The following is a 15111-nucleotide window of genomic DNA, read 5'->3' on the forward strand; positions in this document are numbered from 1 at the left end:
GGGAACCGGTGCCGGTATACAGGGCATCCCAACCGTGATAATAAAAAAAGGGCTTTGCTACTTCACGGTACTTTTATCTTTGGGGCATTTCGGGCACCGGCCTTCCGCTGCTTTTGTACAGCCGGCCATCTCAATTCCTTTCCCGTTGACGAGTGCGTCTGCGATCTTGCGCCGTGCCTCATGGAGATCGCGCCATGCAGTCTTGCGCGAGACCCCGAGTTTTTCTGCCGCCTCTTCCTGTTCGAGCCCTTCCAGATCGATGAGCCGTATCAGCTCGATCTCGTCCGGCTGCAAAGAGATCCCCTGACCCCCGGCCTCAGGACAGCAGCAGGGTTTGTAACAGCGGGATTCCCCGGTGCCGGTTATGGTGCGCCGGAGCCGGGGTCTTCCCCGGCGGGGGCACTCAGTCACCTCAATATTTTCATCCGCTGCCATAGTCTGCTCCTGATTATACAGTGTATCCGGAATACTATAACATGTTATCCGGGGTTACCGGAAGAATTCATTGGTATCGGGGGCCTGATGATTTCTTTGGACCGGGCGTTCCTGGACAAGATATCTCTTGATGATCCGGTAGGGAGGTGTCGTTTCCTGGAATTTTTCCACACGTGCCACCTTATACCGGCATGAAAAGAATGGCCCATAATGTATCTTACTTAAAAACCCTGAAATTGCCGGTCCATTTGATTCGGCCAGATGAAAATACGTACGGAACTCCTGGACGGTGATCCACTGATCTGACCTCCCTGAGTCCTCCATGTACTGGTCCAGCAGTCCGGGAATATCCGTGTGTCTGGTCATGGCACGCTCTTTAAGGGGACACTCTTAAAAAACGGTTGTGGAATTTCCTTACTGGCACCTTGGGCCGTGGCCGCAGCGGTGGCGCGCTTCTTTTGCCGCTTCTCCGGATCCGCAGCAGCAGGAATTACCGAATTTTAAGGTGGACGTGCATTCATCCCGGTGGCTTATGCCCTCTTCATGGTGCTCGTGGATCTCACCGCATGCGCAGGTGTGTCCGGTGGTGCTTGCTCCTGTGGTTACCTCAGGCTGGTTCTTGTTGGTTTTTTGTGTTGTTGGTTCAGGCATGGTGTCACCATGGGTACGGATTCCCGTACTATAATTACACATATGCGCATAAATCATTTAAACCATTGTAACCTGACAGCGTGTAGATTGATGGGGCTCTTCCAAGGTCCCCCGACTCACTGCAGAAGAGAAAAGGCTCATCCCCTTCACAGATCGATATTTAAGTATGTCCTCCCGGCTTACCCTCACCGTCCTTGTCGATAATACCCCCATGACGGATCACGATCTCTGTGCTGAGGCCGGGCTCTCGTTTTTCATCGAAACTGCTCAAAAGAAGATCCTCTTTGATACCGGCTTGTCGGGACTGTTCCTTGCCAATGCAGAGAAGATGGGAATCAGCCTCCGGGACCTGGACTTCCTTGTCCTGTCGCACGGGCACATCGATCACACCGGAGGGCTTGCCACGCTCGCCCGGCACCTTGCTGGTGCAACACCGGATGAGAGGCAGCCCCGGGTCCCTCACCTCATTGCCCATCCCCGCTGCTTCTGGCAAAAAGAAAAAGAAGGCCGGCAAAACGGCTCGGAGGTGAGTGAAGAGGAGGCCCGGCGACAGTTCCCGGTCAGTCTGTCGGAAAAACCGGTCTGGATTACCGATGACCTTGTTTTCCTCGGGGAGATCCCCCGGAGGTTCGCCTTCGAGCAGGGAGATCCGGCGAAGCGGATGATTCACACTCCCGATGGGAACATCGAACCGGATTGCCTGCCCGACGACACGGCTCTCGCGTTCCGCTCAGCAGAAGGTCTCGTTATCATCACCGGGTGCTCGCATGCGGGGATCTGTAACATCACGGAGTACGCAAGAGATGTCTGCGGGGAACGGAGGGTTGCCGATATCATCGGCGGGCTCCACCTGCTTTCACCAGGTCCGAAACAGCTTGCAAAAACCGGAAAATACCTGAACCGCCTTCATCTCAATGCCCTGCATGCCTGCCACTGTACCTCCCTTCCGGCAAAACTTACTCTTGCAGACTATTGCCCGATGCAGGAAGTTGGTGTCGGGATGACGTTTGCATGGTAGGGATACGGAATTTTTTTTGGGACCTGTTGGTTAACCAATCACGATGAGCAATCGTCCGGTTCCCTGGCATCCATTTTGAGATTCCTGCCGACATGCCGGAAAAACTTCCAGTGCAGGAGCAGGTGGATGATGAGCAGTGCGGTAAAGGCAAAGCTCGTATAGTCATGCATCGTGACCCACTGGCTGCGGGTGATGCCAAGATACATCGACCAGCTGTTTCCTCTCCCCCCTCCCGATGGAAGCACAAGGTATAGCACCAGTCCGGTAATAAGCGATGGGATGAACGTGATCAGACAACCGATATCGACAAGTGCATTGATAGTGACGCGTTTCATGAGAATCCCCATAATTCTCTGAAGGTGTCCGGATTAATAAACACGATGGGGATCGTGGGATCGGGTCATGCAACCGCTTTCCTGCGGAAAAAAAACCACGTTCCCCCAATAAGGAGACCGATACACCCGATAATCCACGAATCCGGGCTGAGAAATGCGATGAGACTGATACAGCTCAAAGCCCCGATACCCGGGATCCATGAAGGGTACCGGCGATGCTCACGGGGCAGCCGGGTACTCCTATAACATTGTTGAATTAATCCGCGAGCTGCAAATCTCTAAATATCCCTTTGATACATATCCACATGCTCTGCCCGGATATGACAGTTCAAATCCGCACAAATTGTGGGAGAACTTCCGAACTCTATCCCGATATCCGTCATATCTGGGAAGTTCCAGCAAGAGTTGACATCTCATGGTCTCAAAAAGTAAAAAGAAGTCAAAGATACCGGTCCACGATACAGTCAAACCTGCCCGTGTGGATACCGCACCATCAGATATTCCCTCAGAAAAATCCGTTGAACAACTGATTCAGCAACTCAAAGATCCTGATGAAATTGTCCGTTCTTCCGCAGCCGGAGCACTTGGACACCGTAAATCGGAAAAGGCTGTTGAACCGCTTATTCTGGCTCTGAAAGATCCCCATGTCTATGTCCGGCACGGGGCTGCATGGGCGCTCGGTGAGATAAGATCAGAAAAGGCAATCGATGCACTCAGGCAGGCACTGAATGATGAGGATGAAATAACGCGGGGGAAAGCAGCCGAGGCGTTGGGAAAAATCCAAGGGAACTGATGTGTATAATTGTCGGGTTCTGATGCGTTGACGGTTATTGAATGATCTTGCCCTTCATAATGAAGGATCGAATCAACCGCTAACGAATCAAAGCCATACCAACAGCGATTACATGATGTGGGATAACAGAAAGAAATTACGGATAATTAAACCCACAACTCCGATACCCGCGATGGGATACCATGTCCTCTCTTTCCCGGAAATTTGAAACTGTGTCAGAAACCCAGTGGCGAATCATTATTCTTACCACGAGTTGTCTTATCCTGCTTTTTTCCCTCTATTCCTTCCTTGCCGGGATCACCACCGTTTTTCCGAATTTATACTATTTCCCGGTGATTCTCCTTGCTTATCGCTATCATAAGAAAGGGGTTTTATATTCTGCTGTTCTGGGTCTGGCATACCTCGTCATGGCGTTGTACTTCCAGTATACAAATTTTCCCGAGATCATCGGTGCATTCTTACGGTTTGTGTCCTTTGTTGCAGTTGCGATTGTCATCGCGTTCCTGTCAGCCACCCTTGAACAGAAGCAACTGGCATATCGCAGCATCAGCGAGTTCAATGAGGGAATCATCTCGAATGCAAATGTCTGGCTGGCCGTTCTTGATGCGGAGGGAACTATCATTGTCTGGAATAAGGCGGCAGAAGAGATCAGCGGTTATTCCGCTGATGAGGTAATCGGGAAAAATATTATCTGGAAATTGATCTATCCTAATCCCGACTACCGGAAAAAAATCTCCCGGACGATCATGACAATTATCCGTGAGCACCGGTATTTTGAAAATTTTGACACAACCATACAGGCAAAGAACGGTGAGATCAAGACGATATCGTGGAATACCCGTGCCATCACTGATGAAACGGGGGTGTTGAACCGGTACGTGGCGATTGGGATCGACATCACAAAACGCCAGCTGGCAGAAAAGGCGCTTGCGGAATCCGAACAACGGTTCCGAAGGACCTTTGATACAGCAAAGGATGGTCTTCTCCTGCTGGATAAGGAGACCGGAAAAATATCACGGGTCAACCCGGCGATTGCAGAAATGTTGGGGTATCCTGCGGTGGACCTCGTGGGGAAGTCCCTGAATGAGATCGGCATTTTAAAAGACCGCGAGGGTTTTTTGGACTTCCGGGAGATGCTCAACGAAACCGGGTTTGTTTTTTTTGCCGATGTTCCGGTGGAGTCCCGTGAAGGGAACCATCTGGATACAGAAGTGTATCTGGTTGATCGTGCAACCCAGGTCCAGTGCAATGTGCGGGATATCACCCGCAGGAAACAGGCCGAAATAGAACTGGTCCGCAGGAACGAGGAACTCCGTGCAGCGAATGAACAGCTGGCTGCGGCAGAAGAAGAACTGCGCCATAATTACGACGAACTGAGCAGAAAAGAGCAGAGCGTGCGGGAGAGCCTCGATATCTACCAGCGATTCTTCCAGACATCGCAGGACTGTGTGTTTATCACCACAAATGACGGGCACTGGGTAGACCTGAACGATGCCGCGGTGGAATTATTCGGGTATTCAGGCCGGGATGAGCTGATGCAGGTGAAGATTCCGGACCTTTATGCAAACCCGGAAGACAGGTCCCGGCACATCCGTATCATTGCGGAAAAAGGGTTCACCAAAGAATTCCCTGTCGACCTGCGAAAGAAGGACGGGATGGTGATGCACACGCTCATCACATCCGTAACCCGGCACGATACTGACGGCAACGTAACAGGATTCCAGGGTACAATCCGCGATATTACCGAACGCAGGCGGACGGAAACTGCATTGCAGCTGGCCCGCAATAAACTGAACCTGCTGAATTCCGTCACGTTCACCGATATCCAGAATGCAATATTCTCCCTGTCCGGGTATCTTGACCTGGAAAAACAGGTCTCCCGGAATGAAAAAATTCAGCAGTATCATGACAAGCAGACGGGGATTGTACGGAGCATCACAGATTCCCTTAAGTTTGCCAGCCAGTACCAGAACCTGGGACTGAAACCTCCCACCTGGCAGAGTGTTACACAGGCATTCCTCTTTGGGATCTCTCATCTCGAGATCTCGGGATTATCCCGGAAACTCGATGTTGAGGGACTGGAGATCTATGCCGATCCGCTCCTTGAGCATGTCTTTTTCACGCTCGCGGAAAATGTTCTCGTGCATGGTAAGACCGCTACCGGGATCCGGTTTTTTTATCAAAAAAGTCCAGGAGGGCTCACTCTTGTCTTTGAGGATAACGGTTCAACGATCCCGGAAGACATGAAAGAAAAAATTTTTGAGCGGAGATATGAGGAGAAGAAAGGTCTGGGCCTTTTCCTTGCACGGGAAATTCTCGGTATTACCGGCATGACCATCAAGGAGACCGGTGAAGCCGGGAAAGGCGCCCGCTTCGAAATCACCGTGCCGGAAGGAGCGTACAGGTTCGCCGGTACTTCGTGAGAAGCCCGGGATGACCGTGATCAGGCAGCCGATATCGATGAGTGCATTGATCGCGACGCGTTTCATATGATGCTCCTCAAGTCTGAATTTGGGAAGCGGGCAATAATAATGTTGGGGAAAGACCCGCATTATTATCATCTTCCGGCAAGACTGTTGATCTATCATGGCCACAAAGGAAATCTTCCACGGCGTTCCGGGTATCCTGCGCCCGTTCAAGGAGTTTATTGAGAAAAACGGACTGAAAAAAGGCGACCAGATCGTCTATTATGGAGTCCCAGGCACCTGCACGCCGTTTGTTGAGCTCCTCGCGTTCGCGGTCAGGTCACTCGAACTGGAGCAGGTATTTGTCCCGTTCGTTGATGAGAGCAGGGTGAAGAGGGTCAGCCATGTCGATCATGTAGGCATGCAGATGCACATGGCACCCGTGAAGTTCAACCCGAAAGCCATCGTCATCATGGGGGGGCTCTCGATGCCCAATGTGCCGGTGAAAGCAGAGCAGGTGAAAGCGGTTATTGCGAAACATCCCGGTGCTGCGGTGATCGGGGTCTGTTTCATGCATATGTTTGAGAAAGCCGGATGGCTGGGTACGGTATCCTTTGATTGCCTGATCGATGCGAATATTGATCCGGTCGAGGTTACGATAAACAAGTGATTTTTTAAAAAGGATATTCCCGGACTTCTTCTATTTTTTTAACCCCCGGAAAAATAACCCTCATATTCGCATTACGGTAACCTTTTCGGGTCCCGGATGGAGTGAACACTGTGGCTAAAAAAGCCTCGATGTAATGGCCATTGGCAGCCATCAGGAGAGGGGGTTTCCTACCGTATTTTTACAATCAGGGCAAGATTCAGGTGTATTTTCCGCAGGAATGGAAACCGGCAGTTTTACGGCCTTTTCCGGAACAGGTTTTAGGAAAAGAAGCCTTATTTGGGCTTATTTGACCTCATGATTCAGACCTCCCGGGTTCGTCACGGTCTGCTTTGCGCCGTGCCTGGATTCCCGTATCAGTTGGTTAAACCCCCCCCGGAAAAAAGTCGCCCACAATCGCGTTGTAGTGGCTGTTTACCCATCAGATGACCTGAACTCTGTGGTAAAATTCATTGCGATTTCCGGGCCATTGGCATCGATTATCTGACACTGTTTCCACGCGTATTTTTGCTAACGGGGGCTAAATATTACGATTTTTCCACCCGAGTCCAATCGGAGCCCGATAAGGGGTTTTTCAGATCCCAAAAACAGAAACGGGGCTCAATGCGGGGGTATTTTTGCGTATCTCTACGACCCTGATCCAAATGAGAATTCCGACGCATGAAAAACAGACTTATAAAAAAACCCTGAAAAAAAAAGTGATTGAACTGATCTACCTTGCTGGGATGATCAGTGAGCGCTCGCCGGCGGGCATAAACTCGCGGATTGCACCCTTTGCGAACTCGCGGCGTGGTTCGGAGAAGTCGAACTTGAGCGACGGGTCGGCGAATGTGATCTTGATCAACGGGGACAGGGTCCAGGCATCCTGGCGTCCATAGTGGGCTGCAGCTGCAATTGCTGCATATTCTCCCTGGTGTCCGACGTTCATTGCGTAGTTGGGGTAGTTTGGTCCACGGAGCTCGCCGATACAGCCTTCGTCGGGTCTGATCGACATTGAGTTGGTTGAACCGCACTGGTCCTGAAGGTCGTAGCCGAAGAAGCCGAGACGTGACCATCCTTCCTTGTGGGCGAGCATGGACATGTACCATCCGTTCAGACCGGCGTTGGAGTTTGCCGTTGCCAGTGAACAGGAGATACCTGCTGCTGCTGCAAGTACGGATGCACGCTGGGATCCGCCGAAGTGGCTCTCGAGGGTGGTGGGGTACTGTTCGTACTGTTCCATACCGTAGAGGGTGACTTCGGTTGCGATGTCGTTGAGGACTTCCTGGGTCTTCTTTGCCTTGCCGAGACCGCCGTGTTTGGCCTTGATGTAGTCAAGACCATAGTAGCAGTAGTCATCGAGGATGTTGTCGGTGTATGCTGCTGTTGCATACTGGGTGAAACCGACACCACCGGACATGTAGCTGCCGAGCCAGATCTGGTCGAAGAGCATTGCACCTGCACCGACGACTTCAAGGGTTGCCTTGACGGGGTCGTTGGGGTACTTGCGGTCTCCCTGGATCATGTCTGCGAAGTGACCGAACTTGATGCCACCTGGCTCGTTGGGGCCACGGGCACGGCGGGCGGGCAGAATGTCTGCCATCTGGATAACACCGGCGTGCTTTGCGGCGAATGCGAGGTCGGCGACTGCTGCCTCACCGGCACACATCTTGTATGCGCCGATAAAGGACATACCGATCTGCATTGCAGACCAGCGGGAGGTGGTTCCACCATCGCAGGTCCTGCTGACGGTTGTGGGGATGTGCACTGCCTGGAACATTGACTTTCCAACGGCTGCCTTGAGTGCTGCTGCACTCTTTGCCGGGAAGAGCTTGTCGAGGTTTAAGAGGAACTGGGGCTCGATGTCATCTGCCATCTCGTCGTCGCCAGTGAAGATCTTCACGTAACAGTCGTCGACAAGTGACGGGTGGGTCTCGACCATGTGTTCCTGAACGACTGCTGCGCCGGGCATGGCGTGGTTCAGCACGTGGAGGTACTCGTTGATGGTCTCAGGGGTGACTTCCTTGCCGAGACGCTTCTGGAGCGTGTTGTGGGCGAGGTCGAGGCCAACGATGATGGTCCTGCGGATATCATCCCACATCTGCTGCATTGCTGCATTGTTGACAAAGTGGAGGTCGTCGCCTTCTACAAAGACGTTGGTGCCGCTGACTTCGTAGGTCATCAGCTGGCGCTGACCGAGCGGGATACCACCACAGTGGCAGCGCTTGGGGTCGTACATGGAGATACCGCGGTCCATCTCGGCCTTCTTACCGGCCTTCATGAACTCCATCTTGCGCGGGGACTGCTCAAGACCTTCGCGGGCGAACACGGTTGCGGTTGCCTGGGGGTCTTCTGCAAACTTCTCCTTCATTGCCTTTAAGAAGAGCTTCTGCGTTCTCTCGATTTTTGCTTTTGCCATGATTATGCCTCCTTAGGCATGAAGCCGTATTTTACACGGAGCGTGTGGATGCGCTGGATGTATTCAACCAGTTCTGCGTCGTCACGGTAGGCAGTTCCTACGAGTGAGTGGTAGATGGTGCTGTGGGACTTGATCCACTTTGCGTCCATTGCCTTGCCGATCTTGACTTCGCCGTCAAGGGGAACGCCGACCTGGTCCTTGACAATCTTGATGATTCCTGATTTCTTGTCGAGAACACAGCGCTGGAGCATGTCGAACATCATTCCGTTCTCATCGAGACGGAGGGAGTGTCCGTGAACCGTGCATCCACGTACGCCGATGAGGGCTGGGTCAAAGAGCTCGGTGTTGACGAGGTCTTTTGCGTATTTTTCGAGGTCGCGTTCGCGGCACTCGACAATCTGACGGCCTGAAAGGGTACCTAGGTCAATGCCGCGGAAGCGGTATGCTTCGAGGTAGGACCTGAGGTAGGGCTGGCAGGGTGCATTGTACATCGAGTCGCTGAACTGGATGTAACGGACGCGGTCGCCGGCCTTTGCGCCGTCGGTCGGGGTTACCAGCTTGCGGACTGGGCAGTTGGGCTCCTGCTGCTCTGCGAGCGGCGGGTGTGCACTCTTGTAGGCTGAGCCTGGTACACGGTGTCCCATAATAAGAACGAGGTCCTTATCAGAGACATCACGGAGCTTTTCCAGCTTGTGGGCCGGGTCCATCTGCTTGCGCCTGTTGTCGGCGACAATAGTCTGGCCAGCACAATATTGTGGTTTGTATGCCATTTTTTTATCACTCCAATGAATCCTTCTTTTTCATAAGTTTCATCACTGACGATATGACTTCCGCCATTTTTTCGCGGGTGGGGGTCTGACCTCGGGTAACACCGCTCACAATGGACATCACCGTACCTTTGGTACGGATCTTATCTGCGGGTGGCATTACCACGGAGGTCTTCACTCCCTCTTTCGCGAAATCCTCATAATCTACAGGTGACTGGGAAACAACAACTGCCTTCACATCACAGGCTGCAAGAATAAACCGCACCTTGTGCACCACGTGGGAACGTACGTTCCCGTGGTGGAGAATGGCTATTTTGTGTTTCTCGATCTGCATGACCTCTTTGTCGGATAACCCAAAAGAAGCGCCGAGAACACCACCACTAATCTTTGGTGCGTCCGGCGGTACGCCACTTCCGGCATTCAGCACCAGCGTACTGATGCTGTATTCGACGCCCTGTTGTCGTAAGCCTGAGGTAATATCGCACACCGGCTTTGTCACGTGGCGGCGTCCGGGAGACATCCCGACCACTATGACATCCGGGTACCGGCATTCGGAGATGGTGCCCCGCTGGGCAATACCGCCTCCTTTACCCATGCCCATCGCCTCGCGGCAGTCAACAACCTGGGTTACTCGTCCAATCGGCATGATTATTTTATTCCCTGTAGGATTACGGGCTTGGACTTGCTGCTAGGATCAGCAAGGCCGAGCATTTCTTTGTCCGCATTCGGGCCGTACTTGCAGTAATCGACAAGTGACGGCTCGGTCTTCATGTATCTGCCTTCCTGGATACGGAAAGTAAAGTCGGTAAAGATCGATTCGCATGCGGCTTTCAGTGCGGGGATACTCTCACGGTCTTCAAGCTCAAGAAGAACATTACCTACATGAACCTGCAATTCGATATCCTGGTCACCGACCTTGATCGTCTTCCTCATGGGATGAGGATTAGCAAGACCTTTGGCGGGGCCATAGGGAATTATCGCCGGCAGGCGCTGTCCGTTTAAGAGCATGCGCCGGATACCGGGGACTTCGATGAGCTTGTTCAGCAGGCGTTCTGTAGTCTCGGGATTAAGCAACCGCTCTGCGGAAATCCTGCACTGGGGGAACGTGGCTTCTGTCATTCGTATCCTTTGATTGGGTTTAGATACCCTTTGCAACTGCCTGGATCGGCTTCTTGAATGCATCAAGCTGGCCGAAGGTGTCCTGGTAGATCTTCGAGGTGTGTTCGGGGCCGAACATCTGGGTTCCGGCATCGAGTGCACAGGCTGCGACGATACAGGGCATACCGACACCGGCTGCATGCCGGGTCACGACGTGGTTACCGTTGAAGACACCGGGACCGCCGCCACCATAGATTGAGTGGCTGAAGAACGAGAAACCGACTGCGACACCCATGGTACGACCGAAGTCTGCACCGGGGAGGCCGGTCTCGTGCTCGAGCAGGTCGTTGAAGTACAGCAGGGTTGCTGAGACTGCCTGGGCGAAACGTCCGGCACCGCAGTTAACCATAGTTGCTGCAAGGGTTCCTGCAGATGCGTAGGCGTTCCAGAGCATCGGGTCCTTGGTCTCGTAGAAGACGAAGCCGCTCTTGCCCTTCTTGCCTGCCTTGATGACCTTGTCCTCAATGGCCTTCTCAACAAGGCTCTGCACGACAGTACCGATGGTACCGGTCTTGCCGTTCTTCTTGACGAGATCGTAGACAATGTTGTTTGCATTGAGTCCCTGGTATGCGTAGAGCATGAGTTGTGCACGCTCGAATGGGCCGACTGCGTTACCCATCTCGAACATACCTGCCTGCTCGAAGGTTGCTGAGAGTGCTGCACCCTGGAATGCATTCCGGTGGGTCATCATGACCGCGTGGTTGGCCGGAACGTTACGGAGTGCATAGCCGAGACCTTCGTTGAACTGGGGGATGGACAGAATCGAGACGACATTGCCGCCCTGCATGTCCATTGTCTGCGGGTAGGTACCCCAGACTGCTGCCTTGATGTAGGAACCGTCGAACATGTCGACCTTGTACTGGTCAACCAGTGCATAGGTGGTGGCTGCTGCCACTACGGTTGATGCGACATCGTAGGTTGCTGCTGCATCCATACGGGCAGTCGGGACCTCGACGAGGATCATCTTTCCGCCGCCGACCTTGGTGATCTTTGTGTTGTCACCATCGGTGACCTGGACCATGTCCTTGATCTTGGCTGCGAGTGCATCTGCGTCCTTGACACAGCTGCAGTTCATGCTGCGTCCGAGAATCTGGTTCGACTTGCCGCCGACCTTTCCGGTCTTTAATGCCTCTTCGATTCCTGCAAAGTTAACTGCCACTGTCCTCTTGGTGAGGTCGATGACATTCAGTGCGCCCTTGTTGACAACGGGGCTGATCTTGTCAAGAGTTACATTGCTCTTTAAAAGCTTGCCATCATCGTCGTAGAGGTCGATTGTGTCTTTGTATTTAGCCATTTGAATTCCTCCAAATTTTCATTTAACCGCGATACAATACTGTCAGTGAGCGAAAGTATACCCTATAAGGTATACTGGTAATGAGTGAAAGTCGCTATTGCACGTCCCCTAAGATGGGACATTGAATAATTCCCAATTTCGCCATATAAGTATTGCGATTTTTTCCCGGCACGTCTAAATATATTAATTATAAAATAATATTCTAAAAGGGAGCAATGTTCAAATATTACATATACTTCGCATTTCATTGTTTTACGCAGTATTATAAAATTTTAAAAAAGTATTACGAATCACTATGTCTCTTAATCAATAATCAAATTTTCCTGTGCGCTCTGTATAAAAAAGGTGGGGTTGAGGAAATGAGCCTGATGTTTTTTCTGTCGATTGTTTCCATAAACCAATTTCAGGATTATTCTGGATTGGGTATCCCGCAATCAGATTTATGGTTTTTTTAATACGTAAAAAAACCGGGAAAATGGATATCCTGCATCCATTTCTTTCTGCTTTATCGTGAAATCAACACTGGTGCGTCTGACATAAAAATGGATGTGAGGATATGAGTTCCACGGTTTAGTCCTGTATTATTTTTTGAACTCGGTCAAGGGACTGGGTCCCAGTTCCGTAACCGTGTTGACCACATCAGTAATGACCGATGCCCACTTCGCACCTTCTGATGCAGAGACGAACGTCATCCTGAAGCGGCGGTCATCGAGGCCGATGCTTTTCATCAGGCGCTTGACCATGAACATCCGCTTTGCTGCCTTGTAGTTGCCCTCAAGGTAGTGGCAGTCTCCGAAGTGACAACCTGATACGAGTACACCGTCTGCGCCATCGGCAAAAGCCTTCAGGACAAACAGTGCGTCGAGGCGTCCGGTACACATGACACGGACGACCCTGACGTCGGGTGGGTACTGGATACGGCCGCCACCGGCAAGGTCTGCACCGGCATACGAGCACCAGTTACAGAGAAGACCGATGATCTTGGGTTGCCAGATACCGGGTCCGCGTTCGGGGATCTTGAAATTTCCAGGAGCTGACATTTACTGCTCACCTCCGAGGAGGAATGCATCTATCTGCGCCACGATCTGGGGGGTTGCAAAGTGGTTCATCCAGATTGCACCACCGGGGCAGAAGCCACCACAGGTTCCGCAGCCTTTACACTTGGCTTCGGTTACTTCCATTACCGTGCGACCATCTTTCTCAACAAGCGCAAGCGCGCTGTACGGGCAAAGGTTCACACACATACCGCAGCCTGCGCATTTCTCATCAATGCAGCTGGCAAAGTATGGTTCGAGTTCGACTTCTCCCTTGTGGATCGGGATACTTGCTGCAGATGCTGCACCTTCAGCAGATGCTACCGTGTCGGGGATATCTTTTGGTCCCTGGCAGACACCGGCAAGGAAGACACCGGCAGTTGTTGTACCGCACGGGTTTAATTTCGGGTGGGCTTCCAACAGCCAGCCGTCCATCGAACAGGATACACCGAAGAGCTTGCGGGTTCGGTTCGTGTCAGCCGAGGGCTGTACTGCAGATGCGAGCACGACCATGTCGACTTCGATATCGACCGGGCGGTCGAGCAGTGTGTCGTCGGTCATGACGTGGAGTTTCTTTGTCTTGGCATCTTCAAGGATGTTTGCGACACGGCCCCGGATGAACTTTGCTCCTTCATCCTGGATACGGTAATAGAACTCTTCGTAGGCCTTACCGAATGACCGGATATCCATGTAGAAGAGATAGGGCGTGCATCCCGGAATCTTCTCGATGATCTGGTGGGCATGTTTCAGCGAATACATGCAGCAGAACCGTGAACAGTAGGGCTTGCCGACACCGGTGTTGTCACGGGAACCTGCACAGAGCACGAATGCGACTTTCTTGGGGGTTTCGCCATCGCTCGGGCGGACCAGGTGCCCGCCGGTTGGACCGGATGCACAGATGAGCCGCTCGAATTCGAGACCGGTGATAACGTTCTCGAACCGCTTGTATCCCCATTCCTCTTTCTTCTCAATCGGGAAGAGTTCGTACCCGGTAGCAAGGATGGCAGTACCTACCTTGACCTTGACAAACTCGTCCTTGGCTTCGAGATCGATTGCCTTCTTCTCGGGACCGCACGCAGTCACGCAGAGCCCGCACTTGACACAGGAATTGAAGTCAATGGTGTAGAGCAGGGGAACGACCTGCGGGTGGTTGATATAGATCGCCTTTCTCGGCTTCATACCCATTTCGAACTCGTTGGGCTTGACAACCGGGCAGATTGTTTCACAGTCACCGCAACCGTTACAGCCGCCACCGACAATACCGCGGGCTTCTGCTTCCTGGGGGGTGAGCACACCACGGGCTTTCTTGCGGATGGTTACATCAAAGTTGCCGATGTACCCTTCGACTTCATGAACTTCCGAGTAGGTGTACAGATCGATTAAGGACTCCCTACCGACATCCACCATCTTGGGGGTTAAGATACACTGGGAACAATCGAGCGTCGGGAACGTCTTGTCCAGCTGGGACATGCGCCCGCCGATACTGGTATCGGACTCAATCAGGTATGTCTTGATGCCTGCGGCAGAGAGATCGAGTGCTGCCTGCATACCTGCCACACCGGCGCCGACGACCATTGCCGCCTTTTCGACCGGGACAGTCTTTGGGAACAGATCCTGGAGGAGTGATGCTTTTGCAACGGCAATACGGATTGCGTCCTTTGCCTTGTCCGTGGATCCTACCTGGTCATGCATATGCACCCATGAGTTCTGCTCACGGATGTTCGCCATCTCGAACCGGAACGGGTTTAAGCCGCCTTCCTTGGTTGCTGTCCTGAAGGTTGGCTCGTGGAGACGGGGAGAGCATGCAGCGACTACGACACCGGTAAGCTTGTTGTCATGGATTGCCTTGTTAATCACAGCCTGCCCGGGCATCGAGCACATGTACTTGTAGTTGTCAACATAGGCTACATTCGGGACGGTTTTTACATATTCCTGCACGGCATTGATATCCATCGATCCAGCGATGTTTGTACCACAGTGGCAGATGAACACACCGACCCTGGGCTTCTGCTGGGTGGTGCTGCCGGTTGCTGCCGGCTTTGCAGCCGGGGCCTGTTTCTTAACTTCCTGTTTCACGGGGGCCGCCTTCTTTGTATCCTGCTTTTTGGTCTCGGTCTTTTTGGTGGTTGTTTTCTTCTTTTCTACCATTTCTTACC

The 15111-nt window shown here is 52.4% G+C and carries 15 protein-coding genes; 4 read left to right on the forward strand and 11 right to left on the reverse strand.

Annotation, left to right across the window (positions count from 1 at the left end; all coding sequences use genetic code 11):
- Positions 1 to 57 precede the first annotated feature (57 nt).
- From WC593_11695 to WC593_11705, 3 genes are read right to left on the reverse strand one after another with little or no spacing between them, the layout of a single operon-like run.
- Entirely contained in the window at positions 58 to 435 is a 378-nt protein-coding gene (locus tag WC593_11695) for a DUF134 domain-containing protein (protein ID MFA4825803.1), read from the reverse strand.
- Positions 436 to 489: 54 nt separating this feature from the next.
- Entirely contained in the window at positions 490 to 801 is a 312-nt protein-coding gene (locus tag WC593_11700) for a hypothetical protein (GenBank protein MFA4825804.1), read from the reverse strand.
- 48 nt (positions 802 to 849) lie between these two features.
- Positions 850 to 1086: a hypothetical protein gene (locus WC593_11705; protein MFA4825805.1), complete on the reverse strand. Its 237-nt coding sequence runs from the start codon at positions 1084 to 1086 to the stop codon at positions 850 to 852.
- Positions 1087 to 1252: 166 nt separating this feature from the next.
- Between WC593_11705 and WC593_11710 the strand changes: the two genes are divergently transcribed.
- Positions 1253 to 2104 carry an MBL fold metallo-hydrolase gene (locus WC593_11710; protein MFA4825806.1) on the forward strand — a complete coding sequence of 284 codons (852 nt, stop codon included), beginning with the start codon at positions 1253 to 1255 and terminating at the stop codon, positions 2102 to 2104.
- Positions 2105 to 2142: 38 nt separating this feature from the next.
- Here WC593_11710 and WC593_11715 read toward each other — a convergent pair whose 3' ends face one another.
- Positions 2143 to 2439, reverse strand: coding sequence for a DUF4405 domain-containing protein (locus WC593_11715; GenBank protein MFA4825807.1), 297 nt, complete (start codon positions 2437 to 2439; stop codon positions 2143 to 2145).
- 415 nt (positions 2440 to 2854) lie between these two features.
- On the opposite strand from WC593_11715, the gene WC593_11720 reads away from it, so the two are divergent.
- From WC593_11720 to WC593_11730, 3 genes are all read left to right on the forward strand, one after another.
- On the forward strand, positions 2855 to 3232 hold the full coding sequence (locus WC593_11720) for a HEAT repeat domain-containing protein (GenBank protein MFA4825808.1): 378 nt from the start codon (positions 2855 to 2857) through the stop codon (positions 3230 to 3232).
- 212 nt (positions 3233 to 3444) lie between these two features.
- Complete coding sequence (locus WC593_11725) at positions 3445 to 5655, forward strand: PAS domain S-box protein (GenBank protein ID MFA4825809.1); 2211 nt, start codon at positions 3445 to 3447, stop codon at positions 5653 to 5655.
- Positions 5656 to 5818: 163 nt separating this feature from the next.
- Positions 5819 to 6307, forward strand: coding sequence for a DUF2124 domain-containing protein (locus WC593_11730; GenBank protein ID MFA4825810.1), 489 nt, complete (start codon positions 5819 to 5821; stop codon positions 6305 to 6307).
- A 709-nt stretch (positions 6308 to 7016) separates the two neighbouring features.
- Here WC593_11730 and mcrA read toward each other — a convergent pair.
- The 7 genes from mcrA to WC593_11765 all read right to left on the reverse strand — a co-directional run bounded on the left by mcrA (position 7017) and on the right by WC593_11765 (position 15103).
- Positions 7017 to 8702, reverse strand: a complete 1686-nt coding sequence (gene mcrA, locus WC593_11735) for a coenzyme-B sulfoethylthiotransferase subunit alpha (protein ID MFA4825811.1) — start codon at positions 8700 to 8702, stop codon at positions 7017 to 7019.
- Positions 8703 to 8704: 2 nt separating this feature from the next.
- On the reverse strand, positions 8705 to 9472 hold the full coding sequence (gene mcrG / locus WC593_11740; GenBank protein MFA4825812.1) for a coenzyme-B sulfoethylthiotransferase subunit gamma: 768 nt from the start codon (positions 9470 to 9472) through the stop codon (positions 8705 to 8707).
- Between the two features lie 7 nt (positions 9473 to 9479).
- The gene (gene mcrC, locus WC593_11745; GenBank protein ID MFA4825813.1) at positions 9480 to 10115 is read right to left on the reverse strand and encodes a methyl-coenzyme M reductase I operon protein C; all 636 of its coding nucleotides are present in this window, start codon (positions 10113 to 10115) and stop codon (positions 9480 to 9482) included.
- A gap of 2 nt (positions 10116 to 10117) precedes the next feature.
- Positions 10118 to 10588, reverse strand: coding sequence for a methyl-coenzyme M reductase operon protein D (gene mcrD, locus WC593_11750; protein ID MFA4825814.1), 471 nt, complete (start codon positions 10586 to 10588; stop codon positions 10118 to 10120).
- A 19-nt stretch (positions 10589 to 10607) separates the two neighbouring features.
- On the reverse strand, positions 10608 to 11921 hold the full coding sequence (gene mcrB / locus WC593_11755) for a coenzyme-B sulfoethylthiotransferase subunit beta (protein ID MFA4825815.1): 1314 nt from the start codon (positions 11919 to 11921) through the stop codon (positions 10608 to 10610).
- A gap of 581 nt (positions 11922 to 12502) precedes the next feature.
- Positions 12503 to 12961 carry a hydrogenase iron-sulfur subunit gene (locus WC593_11760; protein ID MFA4825816.1) on the reverse strand — a complete coding sequence of 153 codons (459 nt, stop codon included), beginning with the start codon at positions 12959 to 12961 and terminating at the stop codon, positions 12503 to 12505.
- Positions 12962 to 15103: a CoB--CoM heterodisulfide reductase iron-sulfur subunit A family protein gene (locus WC593_11765; GenBank protein ID MFA4825817.1), complete on the reverse strand. Its 2142-nt coding sequence runs from the start codon at positions 15101 to 15103 to the stop codon at positions 12962 to 12964.
- Positions 15104 to 15111: the final 8 nt, after the last annotated feature.

The sequence above is a fragment of the Methanoregula sp. genome (genome assembly GCA_041645435.1).
Classification (GTDB): Archaea; Halobacteriota; Methanomicrobia; order Methanomicrobiales; family Methanospirillaceae; genus Methanoregula.